We start from the raw sequence: 23,961 nt of genomic DNA on the forward strand, positions 1-23,961 counted from the left end.
CAGGTTTGCGGCCTCAGTCGGCCGCAATGAAGCGCAAGGTGCCGGCGAGGCGCGCCGGCCCGCCGGTGTCGTTTGGATGATTCACGCCGTCCATGACAGGGACCTCGGCGAAATCGAACGGGCTGACGCCGTCGAGGCAAGCCACGTTCACGCCGTACAGGTTCGGGTTCGAGCGCCGTTGAAGATGGGTGGCGATTCCGCAGCGAGAACAGAAGAAGTGCTGCGCCGCTCCGGTGTTGAAGCGATAGCTCGTTAGCACCGCTTCGCCCTGCTGGAACTCGATCCCACCTATTTCTGCGGCGACGATGATCGCGCCTCGCATACGGCAGTAAGAACAGTTGCAGCGGCGGATCGAGTTGAGGCCGTTGCTGAGCGTCGCCACGAAACGCACCGCGCCGCAATGGCACCGGCCTGCGCGTTGGTTTGTATCGGCCACCATGTCGCGGGTTTCTCCTTCGCTGATCAAGCGTGTTGCGCAAGGACGCGGCGTCAACCGGCCCACGCGTTGATGTCGAGAACTGCCGCGGCGAACGCGTCTGGCGCCTCCTGCGGAAGGTTATGGCCAGCATTGGGCACGATGCGGTGCTCATGGCGCCCGCTGAAGCGCTTCGAGCCGGTCTCGCGTGCGCCGGGAGGCTGGACACCGTCGGCATCTCCATCGAGCGTGATCGTGGGCACGGTAATCGGCGGCGCGGCGGCGAGGCGGCGTTCGATGTCGTCGAAGCGGGGATCGCCTTCGACCAGTCCGAAACGGTGACGGTAAGAATGAACCACCACGTCGACGAAATCGGGATTGTCGAATGACGCTGCCGTGCGCGCGTAGATGTCGTCGTCGAAGCGCCAGGTCGGCGACCAGAGCGACCACAGGAGACGGCAGAACGCGCGGCGTTTTTCGGTCAATCCAGCCCGGCCGCGCTCGCCATGCAGGTAATACTGGTACCACATGCGGTGTTCCTTTTCAGGGTCGGCCGGCTGCACGGCAGCGGCGATATTCTGGATGTTGTAGCCGTTGACCGAAACCAGGCCCCGCGCTCTCGACGGATAGAGCGCCGCCACGATGCACGCCGCCCGGCCGCCCCAATCGTATCCGCCGAGGATGGCCCCCTCGATCTCAAGGGCATCGAGCAGCGCCAGCAGGTCGGCGCCAAGCGCCGCCTGCTGGCCTGAGCGCAGTGTCGCGGGCGAAAGGAAGCGCGTTGGGCCGTATCCCCGCAGGTAGGGGACAATGACGCGGGCGCCCTCGGAAATCAGGCGTGGCGTCACCTCTTCGTATGCGTGGATGTCATAGGGAAAGCCATGCAGCAGCACGACCGGCCATCCCTTCGCGTCGCCCTGTTCGTCATAGGCGATGTCGAGCAGTCCGGTTTCGACATGGGTAAGCATGGGGCGCTCCTTTGCGCTCAGTTGCGTGCCAGGTTGCTTGGTGACGTTTATGACCGTTATGACGCACGGGTAGCAAACGACGTGCGTGAAATCATGTCAGAGCCCGAGACAAAGCGCGCCGGCCGCGACGACCACGCAGGCGAGCCAGCGCGTTCCACTCACCGCTTCCCGCAAAAACATCCGCCCGATCAGCACCGCGAACACCACGCTGGTCTCGCGCAACGCCGATACCGCGCCCATCGCGCCCGACTGCAGCGCCCAGATGACGATGCCATACGCCCCGATCGAGACCAGGCCGCCGGCCAGCGACGAGGCGATCGACAGCGGCTCGGCGCGTACCGGCGTCCATAGCGCCGCGGGTCCGCGCCGCGCGACGAACAGCACCGGCATCGCCCAATACGACAGGAACATCCATGCGGTGTAGCTGAAAGGCTGGCCGTCGGACAAGCGCACGCCGATGCCGTCGATCACGGTATAGAGCGCGATCGTTGCACCGGTCGTCAGCGCGGCGAGCGCACCCGCGCGCGACACGTGACGCCCCTGCAGCGCGATTGCAATGATGCCGCCCGAAATCATCACGATCGCGAGACCGTGCAGGGGGCCGATCGTTTCATGCGCGAACAGCGCCGCGCCGAGCGTGACGAGCAGCGGCGACGAGCCTCGTGCGATCGGGTACGCCAGCGCCAGGTCGTTGCAGCGATACGACCGCACGAGACTCACGTTGTAGAAGACATGCACGAGCCCCGAAGCGACGATGCAGGGCCACGCGGCTCGGGCCGGCGAGGGCAGGGACAGGACGACGGGCGCGGCGACCAGCCCGATGGCGATGCTCATCCACGCCATGGAGAAAAACCGGTCGCGGTTGCCATGGAGCATCGCGTTCCAGCTCGCGTGGAGCAGCGCGGCGAACAGCACGATACCGCCGGTATAACTGAGCATGAGGGCGCGGTCACGGTTGCGTTAATGGCTTAACAAGAAGGATAACTATCTTGTAACCGGTCAGCAAACGAGATAAATTGGGTATTCACATTAGATAAACTCTCTCGAATGAAGCCGGTATTGCCCCCACTCAATGCCCTGCGCGCCTTCGAGGCGGCGGGCCGGCTCGGCAGCTTCAAGGACGCCGCCGCGCAGTTGCACGTGACGCCCGGTGCAGTGAGCCAGCACGTGCGCTTGCTGGAGGCGTGGCTTGGCGCGCCGCTCTTCGAGCGGCACAACCGCCGCGTGCAGCTGACGCCGGCGGCGAAGGCTTATCTGGCGGAAGTCGGCCCCTTGTTCGAACAGCTCGCGCAAGCAACCGCGAGATATGGCGTGGCGCAAACGGTCTCGCGAACTCTGTCCGTGAACGCGCCCGCCACCTTCACGCTGCGCTGGCTGGTGCCGAGGCTGGCGAAATTCCGCGCCGGGCATCCCGACATCGACGTCAAGGTGGAGACGTCGAACGAGCCGCTGGAGAGTCTGAAGGGCGACGATGACCTCGTCATCCGGGGTGGCCCGGACACCTTCTACGGCTATTCGATGCGGCCGTTCTTGTCCGAGGAGCGGCTTCCGGTCTGTAGTCCTACGCTTTTACGGCGCATGCCGCTGCGCTCGCCCGGCGACTTGCGAGAGCACACGTTGCTGCACACCTCGAGTCTTCCGCGGCTCTGGCCCGACTGGCTGGCGTGTGCGCAGGTGCCTGACCTGAGGCCGGCCGCTGATTTGACCTTCGACCACTTCTTTCTGACCTTGCAGTCTGCGATCGACGGAATCGGCATCGCGATGGGGCCCACTGCGCTGGTCGCCGACGATCTCGCCGCTGGCCGGCTCGTCGCACCGTTCGCAGGTCCACGTCTGCCGTCGCGCAGCTATTGCACTTACGTGGCCCACGAGAAGTCCGGCGACGAACGTGTCGCCTTGTTCCGTGCATGGATCGAGCGCGAGGGGATGGGTTCCTGAACGCAAATGCGCCGCGCGATGCAAAAGGAGGCCGGCTATCGCACGGATCCGAAGGCGGAATCGGCGTCGCAATTACGCGACGCCCGGCAGCCTTTTTTTGCGCACACGCTGCGGGAGATGGGCTGCATTTTCCTTTCAAACCTGAATGCGCGCGGCGAAGTCGTTCGATCGTTGATGGACGCAATTGGAGTTGGCGGCGATGTGACCACAAGCCCGTGGCCACAAACGGTGTTCCTACTCCATGCCGCGGTCGATATCAAGCCATTGCATCAGCCGCATTTTCCCCGCCCTGGCCGCACATTACATTCTTATAATCTGCCGCGCGCTCGCGCAAATGGGCGCGATGCGGCAACAAAATGCGGCACTGCATCGCGCGCCGTTTGGGGTACGCGAATGCCTGGTCGTGGATGACGTAGTGCAACGGTCCGTTCGTGGGCCCACAACAAGACTGTGACAACAGGAGAAACTGCATGAAGGCTATTCAAGTATTCAAGCTGGCCGCTGCGACGGCTCTCGTGGCTGCGTCCTTGCACGCCTATGCGCAGGGCGACGCGTCTAGCGACGCGACTGCCGCTGCCCAGCAACAAGCCAGCCCGACGCAGGCGCAATCGAAGCAGGCCAAGGCCGCTAACCGCGCCCTCAGCCGCAAGATCCGCTCCGCGCTCGCCAGGGACAAGAAGATCGACGTTGCCAGAATTACCGTGCGTGTGCGTGATGGGGCCGTGGTCCTGCAGGGCTCGGTACCGGAGCAGTCGCAGATCGAACACGCCACCGAAGTCGCCAGGGGCGTGCAAGGCGTAACGTCGGTCAAGAACGCGCTGACGATCCGTCCGAACGAGTCCTGATCATCGCTCACACAGCTTTGCGCCCAACCGGGCGCATGCACCTACGCCCTGCGCATGTAACGAAAATCGCGCAGGGCGATTATATGGCCTGCAATAAAGGCGCCGGATTTCCCGAACCAGGGATGCGAAGCGTAGTTTCGCAAAATGCGGTGTAAATCGTTAAGCCGATTTTCAACCGGGGCGGCAAAAAAAGAGGCTTCTCGCAAATGCCAGGTCAAACGGCCGAATTGCATATCGAATCGCGCAGTGCTCCGATTCGAGGCAAGAATCCATTACGCCATTACGGGTAATTGCCAAAAAACGAAATATATCGTTGCGCACAATGCGCTTAATTATTCGCGCTCGCTTTCCTAAACTTGTTATGAACTGGCAGGGGTTTGCTTTACGTGCACCTCTGCGAACAGTTACGCGATTTTAATCGCCGTGAGCCGCGCATAACGACCGTCCAATGAGAAATATCGCGGGTCGTTTGTGCCGGAATTCCAGTCCAATCAAAGGAGGAGCGAGTCATGAACAAGACAACCAGCACACTGATCGCGGCCGTTGCCGCACTCATGCTGTCTGGCGGTGCGTATGCACAGAGCAACAATACGCTGGCAACCCCGAGCGTTGTGTCGCCCGCCGCTGCCAATAACACTGCAACGAGCGGCTACGGCACGCCGGGCGCCACCGGCTCGGACAGCGGCATGAGCGCCGCGTCGCCGAACAACCCGGGCGCGAACAATAGCGCAACGTCGCTCACCCCCGCGTACGGTAGCAACAACACGCTGGCGACTCCGACTACCGCGTCTCCGGCCAAATAACTGCAGTCCGTTACCGTAAGCAAGACCGCTGCCCTCGCGGGACAGCGGTCTTTTGTTTGTGCGCCCAGCATGGGAACCGATCTGCTTGCGCGCTTCAGCGCGCGTTGCGGCGGCGAGTCTCGACAACGTCGCCCACCGCGAGCATCTGCGCAAGACCGGCGTGACCGACCCGCTCACGGGCCTGTCGAACCGCCGCTATTTCGACGAGCGTCTGCATCACGAGATTCGGCGCGCGACTTCGCACGCGGCGCCCATGTCGTGCCTCTTTATCGACATCGACGTTCGCAAACGTTACATCGAAACGGCGGCGCTGGCATGATGCGTGAGTTCGACTCAAGGTCGCGCTGAAACGCAAGTTTTCAAAATCCGGCACTATTTGCGGTAGCAGTGGTTTCTGAGGCCCGCCCAGCAGGCAAAGCGAAATCATGTCTACCGACCTTTTGATGACCGTCGCCTGTCTGGCCTGCGCGATCGCGATGTTCCTGATCGGCCGGCCCCGCTCGGACGCGGTGGCGCTCATCATGATCGTCGCGCTGTCGCTCGCGGGCATCGTGACGGTCAACGAGGCGCTGGCTGGCTTCTCGGACCCGAACATCGTGCTCATCGCGGCGCTCTTCGTGCTCGGCGACGCGCTCGCGCGCACGGGCGTCGCCCAGCGCGTGGGCGACTACCTGATCGAGCGCGGCGGGTCCAACGAGCGCCGCCTCGTCGTGCTGATCATGATCATTGTCGGCGTCATGGGCTCGGTCATGAGCTCGACGGCCGTCGTGGCGATCTTCATTCCCATCGTCGTTCGCATCGCACGCCAGTCGGGCGTGTCGCGCGCGCGCATGCTCATGCCGGTCAGCATGGCCGCGCTCACGAGCGGCATGCTCACGCTCGTCGCCACGACGCCGAATCTCGTCATCAACAGCGCGCTCGTCTATCGCGGCTACCGGCCCTTCAGTTTCTTCGCCATCACGCCGCTGGGCGTGCCGATTCTCGCTGCGAGCATCGGCTGGATGCTGTTCGCGAGGCGCTTTCTGAACGGCACGGGTGGCGCGGAGACGACCACGCGGCCCTCGCTGAACGACTGGGTCACGCGCTACTCGCTCGAAGGGCGCGCCTTTCGCCTGGAAGTCGGCACCGATTCCCCGCTCGTGGGGCAGACGCTCGGCCACACCGGGCTCGACGACGACCCCGTGGCGCACGTCGTCGCGATCGAGCGGCGCGCGCGCATGGGCGCGACCGTGCTGCCCGCAACCGCGGACAGCAGTATCGCCCCCGGCGACGTGCTGCTGCTCGACGTGGAGTCCGCGAGTTTCGACGTGCAGGCGTTTTGCGCGCGCCATGCGCTCGCGATGCGCCGCATGTCGGGCGCCTACTTCACCGACCAGAGCCACGACGTGGGCATGGCCGAAGTCATCGTGCCGCCGGACTCGTCGCTCGTGGGCAACGTCGCGCGCAGTTCCGCGGCGCTGCGCCGGCACGGTGTGACGGTCGTCGGCCTGCGGCGTGCCGATGCCGCGCTCGAGCAGGATCTGCAGGCCACGCAGCTCAAGGTGGGTGACACGCTGCTGGTAGTCGGGCCGTGGATCGACATCTTCTCGATGCAGTCGGTGGAGCGCGACATCGTGTGTCTCGCCATGCCGGTCGAAAGCGACGCCTACGTGCCGGTGCCGCACAAGGCGCTGCACGCGCTCGCCATCATGGCGCTCGTCATCGCGATGATGCTTACGCCGCGCGTGCCGAACGTGCTCGCGGGACTGATCGGGTGCTTGCTCATGGGTGCGTTCGGTTGCGTGAGCCTCGACAGCGCGTATCGCGCGATTCACTGGCGCAGCCTCGTGCTGATCGTGGGCATGCTGCCGTTTTCCATCGCGCTGCAGCGCACGGGCGGCATCGACATTGCCGCCGACGCCGTGCTGCGCGTGGCCGGCAACTGGGGCGCGCATGGCTTGCTGGGCGCTGTTTTCCTGCTGACACTCGTGCTCGGCACCGTGATTTCCGGCACGGCAACGGCGGTGCTGATGGCGCCCGTGGTGCTCGCGTTGGCGGCTCACCTGCATGCGTCGCCCTATCCGTTCGCGATGACGACGGCGGTTGCCGCGTCGGCGGCTTATATGTCGCCGGTCTCGACACCCGTGAATGCGCTCGTCAGCACGGCTGGCGGCTATCGGTTCCGGGAATTTTTCATGGTGGGTTCGCCGGCTGCCCTCGGGGCGTTCGTGATCACCGTAGTGCTGGTACCGCTCATCTGGCCGGTTTTCCCGCACTAGCGCGAGGAAAGGCCGGCTACCCGTTCGCGAGGCATTGACCGGACATGGCGAATTTCTTGACGAGAGCGTGGGTCCTTCGCTGGATCAAGCGGATTGTCCTTTTCGTGCTGATCGCATTCGTGTGCATTGCCGGCGTGCGGTTCTACGACGCGCAGCGCAAGGCGCCGTTGAGCTTGTGGCACACCTATGTGCCGGAAGACATGCACGCGCACGAAATCGATCATGCGACGTGGGAGGAGTACATCGCAAACGAGAACCGCCTGTTCGACGCGGTGAAGAAGAACGTCACCGACAAACTGCCGGCAGACGAGCGTGTTCCCGCCAATCGTTATTTCTCGGGCAGCCCGATTTATCCCGGGCACTTCCGCACCGACTGGAACCGCTCGTACACACTCATGCCGCAAGGTCAGCCGCACGGCGTGGCCGTGATGCTGCATGGGCTGACCGATTCTCCGTATAGCCTGCGGCACATCGCGCAGCGCTATCAGCAGGATGGTTTCGCCGTGGTCGCGGTGCGCTTGCCGGGGCATGGCACCGTGCCCTCGGGGCTGACCGAAGTGACGGCGGAAGACTGGGAGGCGGCCACGCGCCTCGCCGTGCGCGAAGCGCGGCGCCTCGTGCCGGCGCCTGCGCCGCTGCATATCGTGGGTTTTTCGAACGGCGGCGCGCTCGCACTGCAATACTCGCTCGAGGCGCTGGACGATCCGAGCCTGCCGAAAGCGGACCACCTGATCCTGCTCTCGCCGATGATCGGCATTACGCGCTTCGCGCGCTTTGCGGGGCTCGCGGCACTGCCCGCGATCCTGCCCGCGTTTGCGAAAGCCGCGTGGCTCGACATCGTGCCGGAATTCAATCCGTTCAAGTACAACTCGTTTCCGGTGAACGGCGCCCGCCAGTCGTGGCGAGTCACGCGCAAGATCCAGCAGGAGGTGGCGGACGCGGCGCGCAACGGCAAACTGGCGGCGCTGCCGCCCGCGCTCACCTTCCAGTCCATACTCGACTTCACCGTGAGCACGAGCGCGATCGTCAGTTCGCTGTACGCGCAACTGCCCGCCAACGGCAGCGAGCTCGTGTTATTCGACATCAACCGCACGGCACAATGGAGCCCGCTGCTGCGCGCTTCGATGCGTGACGCGCTGCGCCGCATCTCGCCAGCGCCGCCGCTGCGTTACCGCCTGACCGTGCTCACCAACGCCTCCGCCACCTCGCCGCACGTGGTCGAACAGAGCACGGCGCCGAACGAGACAACGGCGAAAGTCGAACCGACGGGGCTCGACTATCCGCTCGATGTCTATTCGCTTTCCCACGTGGCCCTGCCGTTCCCGGTGACCGATTCCTTGTACGGCCGCAACCCCGATCCCGACGACGACCTGGGCATCCATCTGGGCGCCCAGTCCGTACGCGGCGAAACCGGGGCGCTGATCGTGGGTGCGGGGCTTCTCACGCGGCTCTCGTGGAACCCCTTCTACGACTACATCGTCGAGCGTATCGACTACCTGGCGAGCCATGGACCGTGATCGTCGCGCAATCCGCACGCGCAAGACCGGGCCCCGACCCGGCGAGAGGTCAGGCACGCGGCGCGAGCTCGACCTGCGCGGTCATTTGCTCGCCGTCGCGGGCCACGACGATCGACACGTTGCTGCGGGCGCGCGCGATCATGCTTTGCAACTGCTCGACGTTGTCCACCTCGATGCCGTTGACCGCGATGATCACGTCGCCCGCGCTGATGCCGGCCGCCTTTGCCGCGCCGCCCGCTTTCACGACGAGCACGCCGCCGTCCACGCCGATCTGCTGCGCTTCGTCGCCGCTGAGCGCGCGCACGGCGACGCCGAGACGCGGATGCGCATTGCGGGCCAGCGTGGTGCCATTGCCGTTGCCGCCGCCCTGCACGATCTGATCCTTGATGTGCATGGCTTCGTCGATCGGAATCGCGAACGAGAGGCCCTGGAAGCCGCCCGTGCGCGAATAGATCATCGAATTGATGCCGATGACTTCGCCGTTCAGGTTGAAGAGCGGGCCGCCCGAATTGCCCGGGTTGACGGGCACGTCGGTCTGGATGAGGTGCGTCGGGCTGTCTTCCGAGAGCTGGCGCGACTTCGCGCTGATGATGCCCGAGGTGACGGTGTTGTCGAGACCATAGGGCGAGCCGATCGCAACGACCCAGTCGCCTACCTTGCTGTTCGCCGGATTGCCGATCTTCACCGTCGGGAAACCCGTGCCGGAGATTTTCAGCACGGCCACGTCGCCGGCCTTGTCGGTGCCGATCACGCGCGCGGGGAACTTGCGGCCGTCGGTGAGCTTGACTGTCACGTCATCGGCGCCTTCGACGACGTGATTGTTCGTCAGGATGTAGCCATCCTGGCTCACGATGAAGCCCGAGCCGAGGGCGCCCGAATGGCCGTCTTCGGCGTCCGGGTTTTCCTTGACGACTTCGACATGGACCACAGCCGGGCCGTACTGCGCGACGATTGCCGAGAAGTTCGGCGCCGCGCTCCTGACGTCGTCCGCCTTCGGCACGGGTGCGGACAACGTCGTTTTCGTGATGCCGCTTTCGTCCGCGCTGGCGTGCTCGTGGCTCACGACCCAGGCGCCGGCAAGCGCCACCGCCACACCGACGATCAGGCCCCGGCGCCGATATTTGATGGTACTCATTGCTATGGTCTTCGAAGTGATTGGTGAAGGTGCGCGTAAGGTACTTTTTGCTGCTTAAACGTGACTTAAATGCCGGAGAGATCTTTTGACCGCTCGAAGAGTCGATGTGCACGCAACGAAATCCAGGGCGCGGTTGCGGGGATGCCTCGCCAGCCAGCGCGCACGTCTTCTTCAAAGCGGCTAGTCTTGCGAGGTAGCGCCGATCGCGCCCCGAAGACGTTTTATTGAGGGCCGGATAAACGCGGCGAGGCGTCGATGGCTTGCAAACGTCTCACCCGCGCAACGTGGTTCGTCATCCAAAGCATCTCCATGAAACAGGATCTCGTCACGTTCACCTGCGTGGTCGTCATCGCCGTCGTTACGGGGTGGGTGCTGTATATCGGGCGCCCGGTGCTGGTGCCGATCGCATTCGCGATCATCACGTCGTATGTGATCTACGGGCTCGCCGAGATCCTGCGGCGCGTGCCCCGCGTGGGCACGCGCATTCGGGCAGGCGTGCGCTACTGGAGCGCCGCCGCGCTCATACTTGCGGCCGCATGGGTCGCGACCGAACTGCTGCTATCCGATACCGACCGCATGCTTGCCGTGGCGCCGAAGTACGAAGCCACGCTGCTTGCGTTGCTCGCGAAGATTACCGCGCTGTTTCATCTGGAGACCGAGGCTTCGTGGACGGCTTTCCGCCGCGAACTGCTCGCGACCGTCAACGTCCAGTCGCTGCTCACCTCGCTGCTCGGCTCGCTCTCTTCGCTCATGGCAACGACGCTCGTCGTGTTACTGTACACGGCGTTCTTCATGGTCGAGATGGGGCGGTTCCGCCGCAAGCTTTCCGCAGTCATGCGCGGCAAGGCGGACATGGAGCCCGTGATCGACGCCATCAATTCGAAGATCGGCACGTATCTGGCGTTGAAGGCGCTGCTCGGCGTGGTGCTCGGCATTCTGAGCTGGGTCTGCATGCACCTGGTCGGGCTGGAGTTCGCGCCGCTGCTCGCCGTGCTCATCGTGCTGCTCAACTTCGTGCCCTATGCGGGGTCGCTCATTTCCGTTGCGCTTCCCGCCTTGCTCGCCGCGCTTCAATTCGGTCAGTGGAACGAATCGATCACGCTGCTCATTGCGCTTTCGGCAATCAACTTCGTGATGGGCAACGTGCTCGACCCGTGGTTGATGGCGGGGTCGCTGAACCTGAGCCCCGCCGTCATCCTCATGAGCCTCGCCACATGGACGGCGATCTGGGGCATTCCCGGCGCTTTTCTCGCCGTGCCGGGAACCGTGGCGCTCACGATCATTTTCTCTGCGTTCAGCTCCACTCGGCCGCTGGCGATGCTGTTGACGAAGGACGATGTAGTCAGGCCTGCAGAATAAATGCGTAGCTTACTTTCACAGGTGACCCATGGCTTCCAGAATCAACCGCGGCAACGCAATCGGCCCGGTTTCCGTGTGTCTGTGCGACAAGGCGCTGGCGGAGTTTGCCAATCGCCGCATCAGCGCCGATCTGGCGCGGCGCGGCTTCCTGATCGGCATGGGTGCATCCCTGTTGAGCGCGGTGCTGCCCGAGTTCAGCAGCGCGCAGCAGCCCGGCGCCGCAGCGCCCGCCCAGCCCACGACATTCACGAACTTTCGCCTGTTCGACGGCAAGTCGGCGGCGCTGCAGGACGGCCTGTCCCTCGTCGTCGACGGCAACCGCATCTCGCAGCTGCGGCGGGGCTCGCCTGATACGCGGACCGCGTCGGGTGGCCGCGTGATCGACTGCGGCGGCAAGGTGATGATGCCGGGCCTCATCGACATGCACTGGCATTCGCTTCTCGCCGCGGTCCCGATCGCGACCATCCTTCAGTCCGACCTGAATTTCGTCTACCTGGCCGCGGGCGCGGAGGCCCAGCGCACACTCTTGCGCGGCTTCACGACCATTCGCGACGCCGGCGGTCCCGCGTTCGCCCTGAAGCAGGCCATCGACGCCGGCATGCTGAGCGGCCCGCGCATTTACCCCTGCGGCGCGATGATCACCACGACGGGCGGCCACGGCGACTTTCGTCTGCTGACCGACGTGCCGCGCACGAGTGGCCAGATCAGCGAGATCGAACGAACTGGCGCTGCCGCCATTGCCGATTCGGCCGACGAAGTGCGCCTGCGTGTGCGCGAGCAGTTCATGATGGGCGCCACACAGATCAAGATCGTGGGCTGCGGCGGCGTTTCCACGCCGCGCAGTCCGCTCGACATGCTCACGTTCACCGAGCCCCAACTGAAAGCCGCGGTGGAAACGGCGTCCGACTGGGGTACCTACGTGCTCGTGCATGCCTACACGCCGGAAGCGGTGAAGCGCTCGGTGGCTGCCGGCGCGCAATGCGTCGAGCACGGACATCTCATCGACGACCGCACCGCCGAAGTTCTGGCGAAGAACGGCACATGGTTGAGCACGCAACCGTTTACCAGCGAAGAGGATGTGGCGCCGTTGGCGCCGTCGAGCCGCGAGAAGTTTCTCGAGGTAACGGCCGGGACCGACAACATGTACAAGCTCGCGCGCAAGCATGGGCTCAAGGTGGCGTTCGGCACGGATTTGATTTTTTCGCAGGCGCTGGCCACGCGGCAAGGCACGATGCTCGGGCACATGACGCGCTGGTATTCGAATGCCGAGGCATTGCGCATGGCCACTGCCACGAACGGGCAGTTGCTCGCGCTGGCGGGCGAGCGCAATCCGTATCCGCACAAGCTTGGCGTGCTGGAGGAGGGCGCGTACGCGGATCTGCTGATCGTGGCGGGCGACCCGCTTCAGGACATGACGTTGCTGGCCAGGCCCGATCAGAACTTAAGCCTGATCATGAAGGATGGCCGGGTCTACAAGGATGCGCTGAAGGCGTGAGACTGCGGGGCGCGGGCCCTTCGCGTCATCAGGGCCAGTAACCGAACCCCGGCATCGCGATCGCGATTTGGCACGCAAATCGAAGGCCAAAACAGCCCGCACGGGCATGGCGAACGCCCCGTTCATGGCGTATTAGCCACAATGCCCCACACGATTTCTGTATCAAGATGTCACGGCGTGGGGACGCATCAGGCGGGTACATTTGCCTGCGCGGTGCAGCCATCATGGCACGTCCAGAGGCCCCCCGGAGGGGGTCGAAATCCCGCCTGTCCAAATCCGCCATCTGGCCGATTCTGCCGGTTGAACTTCGCGGCGAAGTAGCCCATATTCAAAACGACTATTTGTTACACCCGTCCAGCGATCCGCGCAATACAGTAGGGACTACAGTCGATACTTCGAATCCGTGCCGCCTGGTTGCCTCCGCTGCGACGCGCACCAGTCGCCGGTAGCCAACCCGAAACCATCCTGTCAAAGCTTCCATGCCTGCAATGTTCAACGAACCTGGCCGCGCCAAGTCTGGTCCGTGGGGATGTCCATACTGCGGGACCGGTTTTAATGCGCCACTGATGATCTGCCCTCAGTGCGGCGCGAAGCAGCTTTCATCCGGCCCGCGCATGTCGCCGGCAAGCGAACCCGCCGCGCCCGAATGGCACGATGGTTTCGCGCGCCATGCGCGCACGGAATGGAACCCTTCCGCATTCAGTTTCAGTGGTGCGCCGCGCGACAGCGATTACGAGCTGCGCGATGAAGCGCCTCGAGCGCAACGTTCGTGGATGCCTTTCTATGCGATCGGCAGCGTGGTGTCGATCGCGTTCCTGCTGACCGCTTACATGATTTCGCACCGGACCGAGCGGGAGCCGGCCCTGGGCGCCCAGATCGTGGAGGGTGCGATCCTCGGACCCAAGGCCACATCGGCCGCGCATGACACGAAGCCGCACACGGTGCGCAGTGTGCCGCCGGTAGCCGTCGCGCAGTTGCCGCCTCCGGTTGCCAGCGCGCCATCTGCTCCCGTTGCCAGTGTGCCGCCTCCGGTCGTCAGCGTGAAGCCGCCCGCTGTCAATACGGCGCCGCCGCCCGTCGTGGCTCATGTCGCGCCGCCCGTACCGGCGCCCCAACCGATGCCTGCTCAGGCGCCGCCGCCGCGTACCGCGACGACCGCGACGGCTCGTGCGGAGACCGTGCCGTCGAGCGTTGCCGCGCGAAAGAGCGCTGCCGAAGAACGCGCGCTAGCCGCAGCGAAGGTCAAGGCGGACAAGGCCAACGCGGAGAAGGTCGCTGCAGCGAAAGCCAACGCAGAGAAGGTTGCCGCGGCGAAGGCCGCCGCCGATGCGCGTGCCGGCGTCTCGAGAAACCTGGCGATTGCGCGCGCGAGCCTCGACAAGAACAGCCTCGGACCCGCGCGCAGCGCAATCAATTCCGCGCTCGCGGAGCAGCCCGGCAACGGCTCCGCGCTGCAAATGCAGGCCGAATTGACGTCGCGCGAAGATCAGCGCGATTCGCTGCTTGGCTACGCGCGGCTTTGCGCGCGTGACGGGCGGTGGGTGTGCGCCTGGCATAACGCGGGACACGCACTGACCGTCGATTCGTCGAGCGGCGAAGCGCGTGAGATCCTCTCGCGTTCAATCGCGGCTCAGGGCGCTGGCAACATGGCACAGGGACCTGGCCCCGCGGCCACGATGAGACAGGTGGACTCGGGCCCTCCGGGGCCGCCGATCGATCCCAACTGAAGAGTTCCATAGCGCAGGCGCGGGTGCGTGATGGCGGTCATGCACCCGCGCTAGCGTTGCCGGCTGCCCTGTTCGCTGTGGTGCTCAACCAGCCAGTTGCTGAAGTTGCGCACGCGTAGTGTGTCCTGCACTTCGGGCCGCACGTCGAGCCAGTATCCCGAAGGCCCCACCACTTCCACGTCGCTCAACTGCACCAGTGTGCCGCTCTCCAGTTCGGGCGCGATCATGTGCCGGTCGGCAACGGCGATACCCAGACCGGCCACTGCCGCGTGGATGACCTGATCGAGCGTGCTGAACTCCAGTTCCCCGCGCGGCGCGATTGGCACGTCGAGCGCTGCGGCTTCGAGCCACGCTTCCCAGACCAGCAGGCGCCGGTCGATATCGAGGATATAGAGCCACGGATGCTGCGCGAGGATCTCGCGCAACGCGGTTTGATCGACGGCCGCCTGGCTGAACTCGCGCGCCGCGCCGACCAGTACGTGGCGCTCGCGCATGAGCAGCGTGCTCTGGCCGCCCGTCAGCGGTTCCATGCCGAAGCGGATCTGGCAGTCCTCGTTGCGCTCCGTGCCGTGCAGCGGCCCGTATTCGTTGGTGATGGAGATGCGCAAGTCGGGGTGGCGCACCTGGAAATCGCGCAGGCGCGGCGTGAGCCAGCGCGTGGCGAGCGTGGGCGCGGCGTTCAGGCTGAGCAGGCTGTTCGACGGATCGGCGCGGATCGTGTCGAGCGTATGGGCGATACTGTCGAACGCGGCCTGCAGCGTTGGCAGCAGGCGCTTGCCCGCAGCCGTGATTTCGAGCCGGTGATGATGCCGCATGAAGAGCGGCGTGCCGAGATAGTCTTCGAGCAGGCGAATCTGGCGGCTGATTGCTCCCTGGGTCACGTGCAGGTTCTGCGCGGCCCGGGTGAAGCTGAGCGTGCGGCTCGCCTCCTCGAATGAGCGCAGTGCCGATAAAGAGGGTAGGCGGCGCATGCAAGCCTCGCGATGCAGGAGCGCCGACGCATTTCATTCGCGTCGGCGCGTTTTCAGTGACAAGGATGACGTGAAATACGTTAGAACGCGTGCGTGATCCCCACACGGGCGACGGCCTGGTTGTCGGTGCCCGAGGGGTTGAAGCCCGTGATCTGCGCATTTTCTGCCGAGCCCGCCGCGTGCTGGTACACGCCCATCGCATAGAGCGACGTGCGCTTCGACAGCGCGTACTGGCCGATCAGGTTGACCTGGTGATACTTCGGCGAGCTGTCGGTGGCATGGTCCTGGCCCACCGTGTACGTGTAGCCCGCGCCCACGGTGAAGGCGGGCGTCACGGCATAGGTGCCGGCCACTTCGAAGTTCTGGAAGTGCAGGTCGCCGCTGCCGGTGGCAGACGAGAAGTCCACGTTCGAGTAGTTCGTCATCAGCTTGAGGCTGCCGATCACATACGACGCACCGGCCGAGAGGATGCCCTGATAGCGGGCGTTGGCGAGCGCGTCGCCGAATATCGGGTTCACGAAGCTGCCGCCGCTGCCATAACCGGCCACCGCCGTGATCGGATCGTTCACGCGCAGATACCCCACGCCTGCGCTGAAGGAGCCGGCCGTGTAGGCCGCTGCCGCGCTATACGAGGCGTTGTTCGAGAACTGGCCCGCCTGGCCGCCGAACGAATAGTGGCCTTCGAACTGGAAGCCGGCGAGCACCGGGCTCACGTATTTCACGGCGTTGTTGACAGGGAATCCGTTATCGAGGTTGTCCATGTCGTTCGGGTGGGCGAAATACCAGCCGCCGTAGTTGCCGTTCAGTGAAAACGGCTCGATCAGGTCGACGGTGGCGTCCCATTGTTTGCCGAAGGTCACCTGGCCGTATCGATCCGACTTGAAGCCGACGTAGGCGTTACGCGAAAACGCGAGACCGTCGCCCAGCCCGCCCGTTGCCGCATTGAAGCCGCTTTCGAGCCGAAAGATCGCGGCGTAGCCGCCGCCCAGATCTTCAGTGCCGCGCAGACCCCAGCGGCTGCCGGCCGGCACGCCGCTTTGCATCTGCACGAGCTTGCTGCCGGTGCCCGGCACGAGCTGGCCGTTCGCGCCGCTCGCCACATTGCTGGCGTAGTCCACGCCGAGATCGACGATGCCGTACAGCGTCACGCTGCTTTGCGCGTGAGCGAGCGCTGCGGCGAGCGTCAGCGGCAGCGCCGCAAGAATCTTCTTTTTCATTTAAGTCTCCTTATCATGGAGCCGCGTTGCGCGGCCCGGATTTTCTCGTTGGAATCGTTTATCTCATGCGGCGCATTGCCATTACGCGCCGAGCGACTTCTGCACCTTCTGTGCGACATCGGCGGGCACCCAGGTCTTCCACATGTCGGGGTGCTGCCTGAGGAATTTGAGCGCTTCGTCCTGGGCATCGACCTTATGCTCGGTCATGTTGAGAATCGTCGTATTCAGCAAGTCGATAGGGAAGCTCACCTTCGAGAAGAACGCCATCACGTCGGGCTCGGCCTGATAGAACGGCGTCGAAACGCCGATCTTCAACTGCGAGACCAGATACGACGACGCGCACGGCTGTGTGCTGCCGGCATCGCGCAGCGTCTTCCAGCATGCTTCATTGAACGGCGGCATCTTGAGCTGCACGAACTTGTACTTCGCCATCAGCGCGGCCGGCTCCCAGTAGTACGTGAGAATCGGCTTGCCGCGCGCGTAGGCCGAGGAGATGGCCGCGTCGAGCGCCGCGCCCATGCCGGGCCGGAAGTTCGTGTAGGTGTCGTCGAGCTTGAGCAGCTTGAGCAAGCGCGTATTGACGCGTTCGCAGTCCCAGCCCGAGGGGCAGTTGAGGAAGCGGCCGCGATCCGGTTCCTCGTCGTCCACGAAAAGGCCCTTGTATTTCGGCAGATCGGTCACGGACTGAAGGTCGGGCGCGCTTGCCTTGATGCCGCGCTTCGTGTCGCCGTGCACCACATAGTCGGGCACGTACCAGCCTTCCTTCGTGCCGCCCGGCAGCGTGTCGCCCACCAGCTTGACCGAGCCTGCCTTGACGGCGCCCGCAATGATCTCCGAGCGGCCCGTCCATTGCTCGGCCCAAACCTGCAGGTCGTTGCGCGAGAGCGCCGTTTCGGTGGCCGCCGTGCTGCCGGGTACGGTGTCGGTCTGGCAGCGATAGCCGTTCTTGAGGATGTAGCGCAGCACTTCGCTCGTGAAGTTGCCGCTTTCCCATGTGATGCCCGCGAAGCGCACGGGTTTGCCCGCGCTGCACCAGGTGCCGGCGGCGTGCGCCGGCAACGCGGCGAGGGCGAGCGGCGCGGCGAGGCAGGCCGCGCGCAAGAGGGTGGTCAGGCGTTTCATTGCGTGTCTCCGTTTTATTGAAATGTTTCGGAATGCTTTAGATGTGGGCAGGCATCTCGTTCGTGTTGCGGCCCAGTGAGTCTTCAGTCGTAACGGCTGTCGTGTGCGCGTGTCGCGGCGAGCATGGCTTCGTCGAGCTCGACGCCAAGGCCCGGCGTATCGCTCAACTCGATCCAGCCGTTCGCGTCGATGTCGATCACGTGCTTGATCGGGAAGTCGCGCCGCGCCGGCGTCCATTCGGGCGGGTCATACGGAAACTCGACGAACGGCGCGTTGCCCGCACCCGCCACCACATGGAGGTTCGCCGCGAGGCCGATGCCGTTACCCCATGTATGCGGCGTGAACACCTTGCCATGCGCTTCCACTTGCGCCGCGAGCCGCCGCGCGCCTTCCATGCCGAGCGTGCAGACGACATCGGGTTGATAAACGTCGAGGCAATCGTGCTCGAGGAGCGCCGCGAATTCGTGCGCGTCGCGCGTCATCTCGCCGCCTGCGATCCGCACTTCCGTTTGTTTGCGCAACTGCGCGTGACCCGCATAGTCGCCGCGATGCAGCGGTTCCTCGACCCAGTACACGCGATGCTTTTCGATCTGGCGAATCACGGCGAGCGCTTCGTCGGCGCGCCAAGGCGCCTGGGTATCCCACGGCATGCGCCAGCCCTGGTTGCAATCCACCATCAGTTCGATGTTCTCGCCTGCGGCTTCGCGCACGGCGGCGAGCGCGGCGAGATCGTCGGCGAGAGTCGGGCGGCCGAAGCGCACCTTGAGTGCCGGAAAGCCGCGCGCGACGGCATGCTCGGCCCACTGCGCCATCCCTTCGAGCGTGCGATGCACGCCCGAGGACGCATAAGCACGCACGCGCTTCGAACGGCCGCCGGCCATTTGCCAGCACGGCTCGCCGCGAATCTTCCCTGCGAGGTCCCAGAGTGCGACGTCGAGCGGCCAGAGGCGCCCCGCGTGGAAGCTCAGGTTCTCGAGCACGGCCGAGTGCCGCGCGAGGTCGAGCGGGTCGGCGCCGATGAAGAGGTCGCGGTAGTCGTCGAAGCCGTACATCGCGTCGCCGGAGCCGATGCCAACGCGGCCTTTGTCGTCTTCCACGCGCACGATCGTCGCCGGGAAGGCGCGCCGCGGGCGGCTGTCCCACGAGGCGGGGAACGGCGGGGCGAGCGGCAGCCGGTGCTGGCTCACGGTGATGCGGGCGATGCGGTTCGTCATGGCGCGTGGGGCGCCGCCCGGGGCGTGCAGCATGGCGTGACTCGCGTCTGAAGATACGCATGCCGCGCGCCGTGGGGCGAGCGATTGTCTCCTTGGCCTTGTCAGGCGTTACGGCATCCTAGAGGGTCAATTTCGTGCGCTCAATGAAGTCAATTGAAGTAAATGACAGCCTTCATTTCCGCGGATTGGGCGCGATAATGACGCAGCCGTCGCGCCGTGCCGCGGCGTGCCTGTCTCCTTCGGGAAAACCATGAATGGCTGGATGCCCACGCTCTCGCGCAGCAGCGAACCCAAGTACCGGTCGATCGCCCAGGCCTATTCGCAGGCCATTCACGGCGGCCAGATGCTGCCCGGAGAAAAGCTGCCCGCGCACCGGCTGCTGGCGAAGAAGCTCAACGTCACGACCGGCACCGTGAGCCGCGCTTATGCGGAGCTGGAGCGCGGCGGCCTCGTGGTGGCGCGCGTGGGCGACGGCACCTATGTGGCCGAGCCCGACGCCGATGGGGTGCGCATCCAGGACCGTATGCGCCCCGCGCCCGAGTCCAGCGAGCGGGCCGCGGCGATCATGCCGGGTGCGCCGGGGCGGCTGATCGATCTCGGCCAGAACGTGCCGATGCCGACCGACGAAGCCTTCCTGTTGACGCAGACCTTGCGCGAACTCGCCGCCGACGAGCGCCTGGCGGGCGAGCTGCTGCTCTATCAGCCCGAAGGCGGGCGCCGCTCGCACCGCGAGGCGGGCGCGCGCTGGCTTGCGCGCATGGGCTGCACCGTGGCCGCCGAGCGTGTGCTGGTGACCCAGGGCGCGCAGCACGGCCTTGCCTGCGTATTGCGCGCGGTGCTGCGGCCAGGCGACACGATCTTTGCCGAGGCGTTGAGCTATCCGGGCATCGTCGCGCTCGCGCGGCAGTTGCGGCTGAATCTCGTCGGCATCGAAATCGACGAGGAAGGCATCGTGCCCGCCGCGCTCGAGCGCGCGTGCGGGCTGCTCGCGCCACGCGCGCTCTTTTGCGTGCCGACGCTGCACAACCCGACCACCGCGACGCTCTCCGAAGCGCGCCGCGCGGCGATTGCCGGGATCGCCGTGCGCCATCACCTCGTCGTGATCGAAGACCTCGTGCCTGCCGCGTTGCTCGATGCGCCGCCCACGCCGCTTGCCGCGCGGCTGCCCGAGCACGGCATCGTCATCAGCAGTCTTTCGAAGGCGGTCGCGCCGGGCTTGCGCGTGGGCTACGTGCAGGCGCCGCAGGACTGGGTCGGCAAGATCCTCGCGGTGATCCGCAGCGACTGCTGGATGACTTCGCCGCTCGCAGCCGAGATTGCGGCGCGCTGGATCGTGGAGGGCGAGGTCGACCGGCTCGTCGCGCAGCAGCGCGCGCAGGTGGACGCGCGCCATGCGATCGCCGCCGAAGTGCTGGCGGACTGGACGTATCGCACCGATCCGGCGAGCCCGCATCTCTGGCTGCCGCTCGCCGAGCCGTGGCGCGCCGCCGAATTTTCCGCGGCGCTGCGTCAGGCCGGCGTGCTTGCGAAAACGGCGGACAGCTTCGTGATCGGCCGCGGGTCGGCGCCGCACGCGGTGCGCTTGAGCCTCGGTGGCGCGCGCAGCCACGAGGCGCTGCGAGAAGGGCTGGAACTGCTGGCGCGCACGCTGCGCAACGGGCCGGAAGGGCTTTATTCGGCATGACGGCGGGCCTTTCACTTCGCGCCGCGTTGCTCGGCGACGAACGAGACCGTGCGCTTGCGCGACGCCACCATCGTCAAGTTTGAGGCCGCCATCATTGGGTGCTTTCCGGCAAAACACTGATCGACACCCATGTGCCATTCGCGTTGAATGATCGGGCACGAGATTTGCGCAGGACCATGAATTTCCCGTAACGACCATAACGACCCTATCGACGGACTCGCCAAGGAGTGTCTCCGCATGCGCGCAATGCCTTTCCCCGACGGCGATACGATCGAGTCAGCTTTGCCGGAACCGCGCGACCTGCGCCGAGTGCCCATTCATCCCGATCACTGGTATCCGCTCGCCTGGTCGCGCGAACTCAAGCCTGGGAAAACGCTGGGCACGCATTTCGCGGGCGAGCCCATCGTGCTCTTTCGCACCGCGTCGGGTGCGGTGCACGCGCTCGAAGACCGCTGCGCCCATCGCCAGGTGCCGCTGCATGCGGGCGTGGTGGACGGCGAGTCGCTGCGCTGCGGCTACCACGGCTGGACCTACGATTGTTCGGGCCAATGCGTGGACGTGCCTTACCTCGGCAGGGAGCGCCTGCCCAACGGCGTGCGCGCGTATCCGTGCCGCGAGGCGCACGGCATGATCTTCGTCTTTCCGGGCAACGCCACGCTCGCCGAAGAAACGCCGCTGCCGATGCTGGATTCGGTGACGGACAAGGCATACAAGACGCGCCGCTTCGGGCGGGAGGTGAAGTGCCACTACTCGTTCATGCACGAGAATCTGATGGACATGAATCACCAGTTTCTGCACCGCCGCCAGATGGGTCAGATGCGGGCGCGCTCGCTCGGCCGGCGGCGCGGCGAGAGCTCCATCGAGGTGGACTACACGTTCGTGCGCATGGCGGGCAAGCAGCCCGCGGGCGAGGCGCTCGTGTTCGGCGCGAGCAAGAACCGCGCGGACCCGAGCGACCAGAGCGTGATGACGATCCGCACGCAATATCCGTATCAAACACTGAAGATACGCTCGAGCGACGACTCGCTCCTCATGGACCTGTGGATCGTCTACGTGCCGCTCGACGCGCGGCAACGCACGAACCGGACATTCGGACTCCTTTCGGTCCGCAGGCCCGCTGTGCCGTTCCTGCTCGATGCGGCGTGGCCGCTGCTGGTCTGGTTCACGGAGCGCATCTTCAAGGAAGACCGCACCATCGTCGAACTCGAACAGGCCGCGCACGACAACCAGGGCGCCGACTGGAATCACGAAGTGTTTCCCGTCATCAACGATTTGCGCGACCTGCTGCGCGATTGCGGCGCGCGCACCGTGATTCCCATTCGCGAGGTTAGCGAAGCCGATGCCTGAGGCGAAGGCGCCTTGACGCGCCGCGGCTTGCGCTCGCGTCAGGCCGTCTTGCTGGCGCGCGGCCTGGCTGGCGCTTTTTTCTTCGCTTTGCACTGGTTGAATTCGATCGCCGCGCGCACGAGCGCCGTCAGTGCGCGCCTATCGACCTTGTCGCCCTCGAGATAGTCGATGGCGCGTCGCGCGTTGCCGTCGAGCCCGGCGTTGAACAGCGTCTTCGGGTCGGGCAGGCTCGCGCCGTACAGGAACGTGAGCTTCACCTTGCCCTTGTGCGCGTTGCCCACGGCGATCATGCCGTCCCGATACCACACGGGGCTGCCCATGTATTTCCATTCCTCGACGATCGCCGGGTCGGCCGCGAGAATGGCCTCGCGCATCGCGGTGAAGGTTTCGCGGCGCCAGTCGGTGAGTTCCGCGATGAGCTGGTCAATCCGTTGCGATGGTGTCATGCGCGCTCCGTGCGTTGGATGACTTCCAGTTGCCGGGCAGTCAGGATCGTAATGTAGCACTGAGCTTACCGGGTGACTTGGGCGCCCGTACGCCGGGACCGGCTATTAGCGTGAACAGGCCCTGGCACACATAGCGCAAGCCCACTGAAGGTGCGCCAGAATCGGCAAAACGGGCCGGGTTCGCGTCTGATGGGCCGCGTGCCCGAGCTTGCCCGGGTTTGCCGACACATTCCATATTCATGCCGACACCAACCAACGCGAGATCGCACGGAACGCAAGCCACAGTGCGGACATGGGCGCTGGCGGCGGCGCAACTGGTTTCGTGGGGGACGATCTATTACGCGTTCTCGCTCTTCGTCGTACCCATGGAAAACGCGATGGGCTGGAGCCGCACGGCCACCAATGCTGCCGTTTCAGCGGGTTTGCTGGTCTCGGGGCTCGCGGCCTACCCGGTCGGCACGCTGATCGATCGCGGCTACGGACGGCGCGTCATGGCGGGAGGGACGCTGCTCGCTTCGGCGATGCTCGTGCTTTGGGCCGAGGCGCGCAATCTGCCGACGCTCTTCGCGGTGTGGTGCGGGCTCGGAGCGGCGATTGCGGCAACGCTCTACGACCCCGTGTTTGCGGTCGTGACGCGAGAGTTTCCGCGCAGCTACGCGAGGAAAATCACGCTCATCACACTGGTGGCGGGTTTCGCGAGCACCGTGTTCATACCGCTCACGCAAGGCCTGATCGGCGAGTTCGGCTGGCGGGGCGCGCTGCTCGTGCTTGCGCTCGTCAATCTGCTCGTGTGCTTGCCGGTGCACGGGTTGGCTATTCATCGCGGCGAGCCGGGCGAGGACGCCGCGAGGCGCAACAGCGCGCGTGAGGTCAGCCGCGCCTCGGCGCGCAACGCCTTGCGCTCGCCCGTGTTCTGGGCGCTGGCCGTGTGCTTCACGGCGTACTACTCCACGTTCGTGGCGCTGACGTTCCATCTGATTCCGTTGATGCGCGAGCGCGCCGTCGCGGGTGCCACGGTCATCGTCACCATGGCGGCGATCGGGCCGGCGCAGGTGCTCGCGCGCGTCGTGTGGTTTGCCGTCGGCAGGCGCGCGCGACCGGGGCTCGTCGCCATCGTGGTGACGACGGCCTTCCCGTGCTCCGTCGTGATCCTGATGTGTGCGGGGACGTCGGCTGCATGGCTGATGGTGTTCGCCGTTGTCTACGGCGGCGCCAACGGCATGATGACGATCCTGCGCGGGACGATCGTGCAGGCGCTGCTCTGGACCGAAGGGTATGGCGCGGTGAGCGGCCTGCTTTCGATGCCCGCGAACGTCGCCAAAGGCATTGCCCCGATAGCGGGCGCGGCGATCTGGGCCATACGCGAAAGCTACGTGCCGGTGGAATGGACCGTGCTGATCGTCTCGTTGATCTCGCTGGCGGCTTGCGTGGTTGCGGTGCGGCTGGCGGGCAAGGCGTGACGCACGCTGCCGACGCTCGCGTTTGCGAGCCGCCCGCGCG

At 65.2% G+C, this 23,961-nt stretch carries 22 protein-coding genes; 13 read left to right on the forward strand and 9 right to left on the reverse strand.

Features of this window, described 5'->3' with window-relative positions:
* Nucleotides 1-13: 13 nt before the first annotated feature.
* From BHE01S_RS11590 to BHE01S_RS11600, 3 genes are all read right to left on the reverse strand, one after another.
* Nucleotides 14-439, reverse strand: a complete 426-nt coding sequence (locus BHE01S_RS11590) for a GFA family protein (protein ID WP_042263975.1) — start codon at nucleotides 437-439, stop codon at nucleotides 14-16.
* 50 nt (nucleotides 440-489) lie between these two features.
* Nucleotides 490-1,383, reverse strand: coding sequence for an alpha/beta fold hydrolase (locus BHE01S_RS11595; RefSeq protein ID WP_042263976.1), 894 nt, complete (start codon nucleotides 1,381-1,383; stop codon nucleotides 490-492).
* A 96-nt stretch (nucleotides 1,384-1,479) separates the two neighbouring features.
* Complete coding sequence (locus BHE01S_RS11600) at nucleotides 1,480-2,322, reverse strand: DMT family transporter (RefSeq protein WP_042263979.1); 843 nt, start codon at nucleotides 2,320-2,322, stop codon at nucleotides 1,480-1,482.
* A 108-nt stretch (nucleotides 2,323-2,430) separates the two neighbouring features.
* On the opposite strand from BHE01S_RS11600, the gene gcvA reads away from it, so the two are divergent.
* The 7 genes from gcvA to BHE01S_RS11630 all read left to right on the forward strand — a co-directional run bounded on the left by gcvA (nucleotide 2,431) and on the right by BHE01S_RS11630 (nucleotide 8,744).
* On the forward strand, nucleotides 2,431-3,321 hold the full coding sequence (gene gcvA / locus BHE01S_RS11605) for a transcriptional regulator GcvA (protein ID WP_042263980.1): 891 nt from the start codon (nucleotides 2,431-2,433) through the stop codon (nucleotides 3,319-3,321).
* An 18-nt stretch (nucleotides 3,322-3,339) separates the two neighbouring features.
* Nucleotides 3,340-3,732 (forward strand): hypothetical protein, encoded by a 393-nt coding sequence (locus BHE01S_RS37710; protein WP_157025314.1) that lies wholly within the window; start codon nucleotides 3,340-3,342, stop codon nucleotides 3,730-3,732.
* Between the two features lie 59 nt (nucleotides 3,733-3,791).
* On the forward strand, nucleotides 3,792-4,166 hold the full coding sequence (locus tag BHE01S_RS11610) for a BON domain-containing protein (RefSeq protein WP_042263983.1): 375 nt from the start codon (nucleotides 3,792-3,794) through the stop codon (nucleotides 4,164-4,166).
* A gap of 509 nt (nucleotides 4,167-4,675) precedes the next feature.
* Complete coding sequence (locus BHE01S_RS11615) at nucleotides 4,676-4,969, forward strand: hypothetical protein (RefSeq protein ID WP_042263984.1); 294 nt, start codon at nucleotides 4,676-4,678, stop codon at nucleotides 4,967-4,969.
* A gap of 85 nt (nucleotides 4,970-5,054) precedes the next feature.
* Nucleotides 5,055-5,288 carry a diguanylate cyclase domain-containing protein gene (locus BHE01S_RS11620; RefSeq protein WP_042263986.1) on the forward strand — a complete coding sequence of 78 codons (234 nt, stop codon included), beginning with the start codon at nucleotides 5,055-5,057 and terminating at the stop codon, nucleotides 5,286-5,288.
* A 106-nt stretch (nucleotides 5,289-5,394) separates the two neighbouring features.
* Complete coding sequence (locus tag BHE01S_RS11625) at nucleotides 5,395-7,227, forward strand: SLC13 family permease (protein ID WP_042263988.1); 1,833 nt, start codon at nucleotides 5,395-5,397, stop codon at nucleotides 7,225-7,227.
* Between the two features lie 44 nt (nucleotides 7,228-7,271).
* Nucleotides 7,272-8,744, forward strand: a complete 1,473-nt coding sequence (locus BHE01S_RS11630) for an alpha/beta hydrolase (protein ID WP_042263990.1) — start codon at nucleotides 7,272-7,274, stop codon at nucleotides 8,742-8,744.
* 49 nt (nucleotides 8,745-8,793) lie between these two features.
* On the opposite strand, the gene BHE01S_RS11635 is transcribed toward BHE01S_RS11630, so the two are convergent.
* Nucleotides 8,794-9,879: a S1C family serine protease gene (locus tag BHE01S_RS11635; RefSeq protein ID WP_042263991.1), complete on the reverse strand. Its 1,086-nt coding sequence runs from the start codon at nucleotides 9,877-9,879 to the stop codon at nucleotides 8,794-8,796.
* Nucleotides 9,880-10,188: 309 nt separating this feature from the next.
* On the opposite strand from BHE01S_RS11635, the gene BHE01S_RS11640 reads away from it, so the two are divergent.
* The 3 genes from BHE01S_RS11640 to BHE01S_RS11650 all read left to right on the forward strand — a co-directional run bounded on the left by BHE01S_RS11640 (nucleotide 10,189) and on the right by BHE01S_RS11650 (nucleotide 14,460).
* The gene (locus BHE01S_RS11640; protein WP_042264150.1) at nucleotides 10,189-11,238 is read left to right on the forward strand and encodes an AI-2E family transporter; all 1,050 of its coding nucleotides are present in this window, start codon (nucleotides 10,189-10,191) and stop codon (nucleotides 11,236-11,238) included.
* A gap of 28 nt (nucleotides 11,239-11,266) precedes the next feature.
* On the forward strand, nucleotides 11,267-12,733 hold the full coding sequence (locus BHE01S_RS11645) for a metal-dependent hydrolase family protein (protein ID WP_245639708.1): 1,467 nt from the start codon (nucleotides 11,267-11,269) through the stop codon (nucleotides 12,731-12,733).
* Nucleotides 12,734-13,299: 566 nt separating this feature from the next.
* Nucleotides 13,300-14,460 (forward strand): hypothetical protein, encoded by a 1,161-nt coding sequence (locus BHE01S_RS11650; protein WP_042263993.1) that lies wholly within the window; start codon nucleotides 13,300-13,302, stop codon nucleotides 14,458-14,460.
* A gap of 50 nt (nucleotides 14,461-14,510) precedes the next feature.
* Here the strand turns inward: BHE01S_RS11650 and BHE01S_RS11655 are convergent, their stop codons facing one another.
* From BHE01S_RS11655 to BHE01S_RS11670, 4 genes are all read right to left on the reverse strand, one after another.
* The gene (locus BHE01S_RS11655; RefSeq protein ID WP_042263995.1) at nucleotides 14,511-15,431 is read right to left on the reverse strand and encodes a LysR substrate-binding domain-containing protein; all 921 of its coding nucleotides are present in this window, start codon (nucleotides 15,429-15,431) and stop codon (nucleotides 14,511-14,513) included.
* A gap of 80 nt (nucleotides 15,432-15,511) precedes the next feature.
* Entirely contained in the window at nucleotides 15,512-16,648 is a 1,137-nt protein-coding gene (locus BHE01S_RS11660) for a porin (protein WP_042263997.1), read from the reverse strand.
* A gap of 81 nt (nucleotides 16,649-16,729) precedes the next feature.
* The gene (locus BHE01S_RS11665) at nucleotides 16,730-17,770 is read right to left on the reverse strand and encodes an ABC transporter substrate-binding protein (RefSeq protein WP_042263999.1); all 1,041 of its coding nucleotides are present in this window, start codon (nucleotides 17,768-17,770) and stop codon (nucleotides 16,730-16,732) included.
* Nucleotides 17,771-17,853: 83 nt separating this feature from the next.
* A complete protein-coding gene (locus BHE01S_RS11670) occupies nucleotides 17,854-19,017 on the reverse strand; it encodes a mandelate racemase/muconate lactonizing enzyme family protein (RefSeq protein WP_042264001.1) in 1,164 nt (387 codons plus the stop codon).
* 217 nt (nucleotides 19,018-19,234) lie between these two features.
* Between BHE01S_RS11670 and ehuR the strand changes: the two genes are divergently transcribed.
* Nucleotides 19,235-20,668 (forward strand): MocR-like ectoine utilization transcription factor EhuR, encoded by a 1,434-nt coding sequence (gene ehuR / locus BHE01S_RS11675; RefSeq protein WP_042264003.1) that lies wholly within the window; start codon nucleotides 19,235-19,237, stop codon nucleotides 20,666-20,668.
* A gap of 237 nt (nucleotides 20,669-20,905) precedes the next feature.
* Complete coding sequence (locus BHE01S_RS11680) at nucleotides 20,906-22,015, forward strand: aromatic ring-hydroxylating oxygenase subunit alpha (protein WP_042264006.1); 1,110 nt, start codon at nucleotides 20,906-20,908, stop codon at nucleotides 22,013-22,015.
* A gap of 38 nt (nucleotides 22,016-22,053) precedes the next feature.
* Here BHE01S_RS11680 and BHE01S_RS11685 read toward each other — a convergent pair whose 3' ends face one another.
* On the reverse strand, nucleotides 22,054-22,461 hold the full coding sequence (locus tag BHE01S_RS11685) for a DUF1801 domain-containing protein (protein WP_042264008.1): 408 nt from the start codon (nucleotides 22,459-22,461) through the stop codon (nucleotides 22,054-22,056).
* 239 nt (nucleotides 22,462-22,700) lie between these two features.
* On the opposite strand from BHE01S_RS11685, the gene BHE01S_RS11690 reads away from it, so the two are divergent.
* Nucleotides 22,701-23,921 carry an MFS transporter gene (locus BHE01S_RS11690; RefSeq protein ID WP_042264011.1) on the forward strand — a complete coding sequence of 407 codons (1,221 nt, stop codon included), beginning with the start codon at nucleotides 22,701-22,703 and terminating at the stop codon, nucleotides 23,919-23,921.
* Nucleotides 23,922-23,961: the final 40 nt, after the last annotated feature.

The sequence above is a fragment of the Paraburkholderia heleia NBRC 101817 genome, assembly GCF_000739775.1.
In the GTDB taxonomy this organism is placed as follows: domain Bacteria; phylum Pseudomonadota; class Gammaproteobacteria; order Burkholderiales; family Burkholderiaceae; genus Paraburkholderia; species Paraburkholderia heleia.

Bases quoted from the DNA above. Each gene is read 5' to 3' on its own strand.
- BHE01S_RS11590 (WP_042263975.1), bottom strand. From the start codon at position 439: ATGGTGGCCGATACAAACCAACGCGCAGGCCGGTGCCATTGCGGCGCG.
- BHE01S_RS11595 (WP_042263976.1), bottom strand. From the start codon at position 1,383: ATGCTTACCCATGTCGAAACCGGACTGCTCGACATCGCCTATGACGAA.
- BHE01S_RS11600 (WP_042263979.1), bottom strand. From the start codon at position 2,322: ATGCTCAGTTATACCGGCGGTATCGTGCTGTTCGCCGCGCTGCTCCAC.
- gcvA (WP_042263980.1), top strand. From the start codon at position 2,431: ATGAAGCCGGTATTGCCCCCACTCAATGCCCTGCGCGCCTTCGAGGCG.
- BHE01S_RS37710 (WP_157025314.1), top strand. From the start codon at position 3,340: ATGCAAAAGGAGGCCGGCTATCGCACGGATCCGAAGGCGGAATCGGCG.
- BHE01S_RS11610 (WP_042263983.1), top strand. From the start codon at position 3,792: ATGAAGGCTATTCAAGTATTCAAGCTGGCCGCTGCGACGGCTCTCGTG.
- BHE01S_RS11615 (WP_042263984.1), top strand. From the start codon at position 4,676: ATGAACAAGACAACCAGCACACTGATCGCGGCCGTTGCCGCACTCATG.
- BHE01S_RS11625 (WP_042263988.1), top strand. From the start codon at position 5,395: ATGTCTACCGACCTTTTGATGACCGTCGCCTGTCTGGCCTGCGCGATC.
- BHE01S_RS11630 (WP_042263990.1), top strand. From the start codon at position 7,272: ATGGCGAATTTCTTGACGAGAGCGTGGGTCCTTCGCTGGATCAAGCGG.
- BHE01S_RS11635 (WP_042263991.1), bottom strand. From the start codon at position 9,879: ATGAGTACCATCAAATATCGGCGCCGGGGCCTGATCGTCGGTGTGGCG.
- BHE01S_RS11640 (WP_042264150.1), top strand. From the start codon at position 10,189: ATGAAACAGGATCTCGTCACGTTCACCTGCGTGGTCGTCATCGCCGTC.
- BHE01S_RS11645 (WP_245639708.1), top strand. From the start codon at position 11,267: ATGGCTTCCAGAATCAACCGCGGCAACGCAATCGGCCCGGTTTCCGTG.
- BHE01S_RS11650 (WP_042263993.1), top strand. From the start codon at position 13,300: ATGATCTGCCCTCAGTGCGGCGCGAAGCAGCTTTCATCCGGCCCGCGC.
- BHE01S_RS11655 (WP_042263995.1), bottom strand. From the start codon at position 15,431: ATGCGCCGCCTACCCTCTTTATCGGCACTGCGCTCATTCGAGGAGGCG.
- BHE01S_RS11660 (WP_042263997.1), bottom strand. From the start codon at position 16,648: ATGAAAAAGAAGATTCTTGCGGCGCTGCCGCTGACGCTCGCCGCAGCG.
- BHE01S_RS11665 (WP_042263999.1), bottom strand. From the start codon at position 17,770: ATGAAACGCCTGACCACCCTCTTGCGCGCGGCCTGCCTCGCCGCGCCG.
- BHE01S_RS11670 (WP_042264001.1), bottom strand. From the start codon at position 19,017: ATGCTGCACGCCCCGGGCGGCGCCCCACGCGCCATGACGAACCGCATC.
- ehuR (WP_042264003.1), top strand. From the start codon at position 19,235: ATGAATGGCTGGATGCCCACGCTCTCGCGCAGCAGCGAACCCAAGTAC.
- BHE01S_RS11680 (WP_042264006.1), top strand. From the start codon at position 20,906: ATGCGCGCAATGCCTTTCCCCGACGGCGATACGATCGAGTCAGCTTTG.
- BHE01S_RS11685 (WP_042264008.1), bottom strand. From the start codon at position 22,461: ATGACACCATCGCAACGGATTGACCAGCTCATCGCGGAACTCACCGAC.
- BHE01S_RS11690 (WP_042264011.1), top strand. From the start codon at position 22,701: ATGCCGACACCAACCAACGCGAGATCGCACGGAACGCAAGCCACAGTG.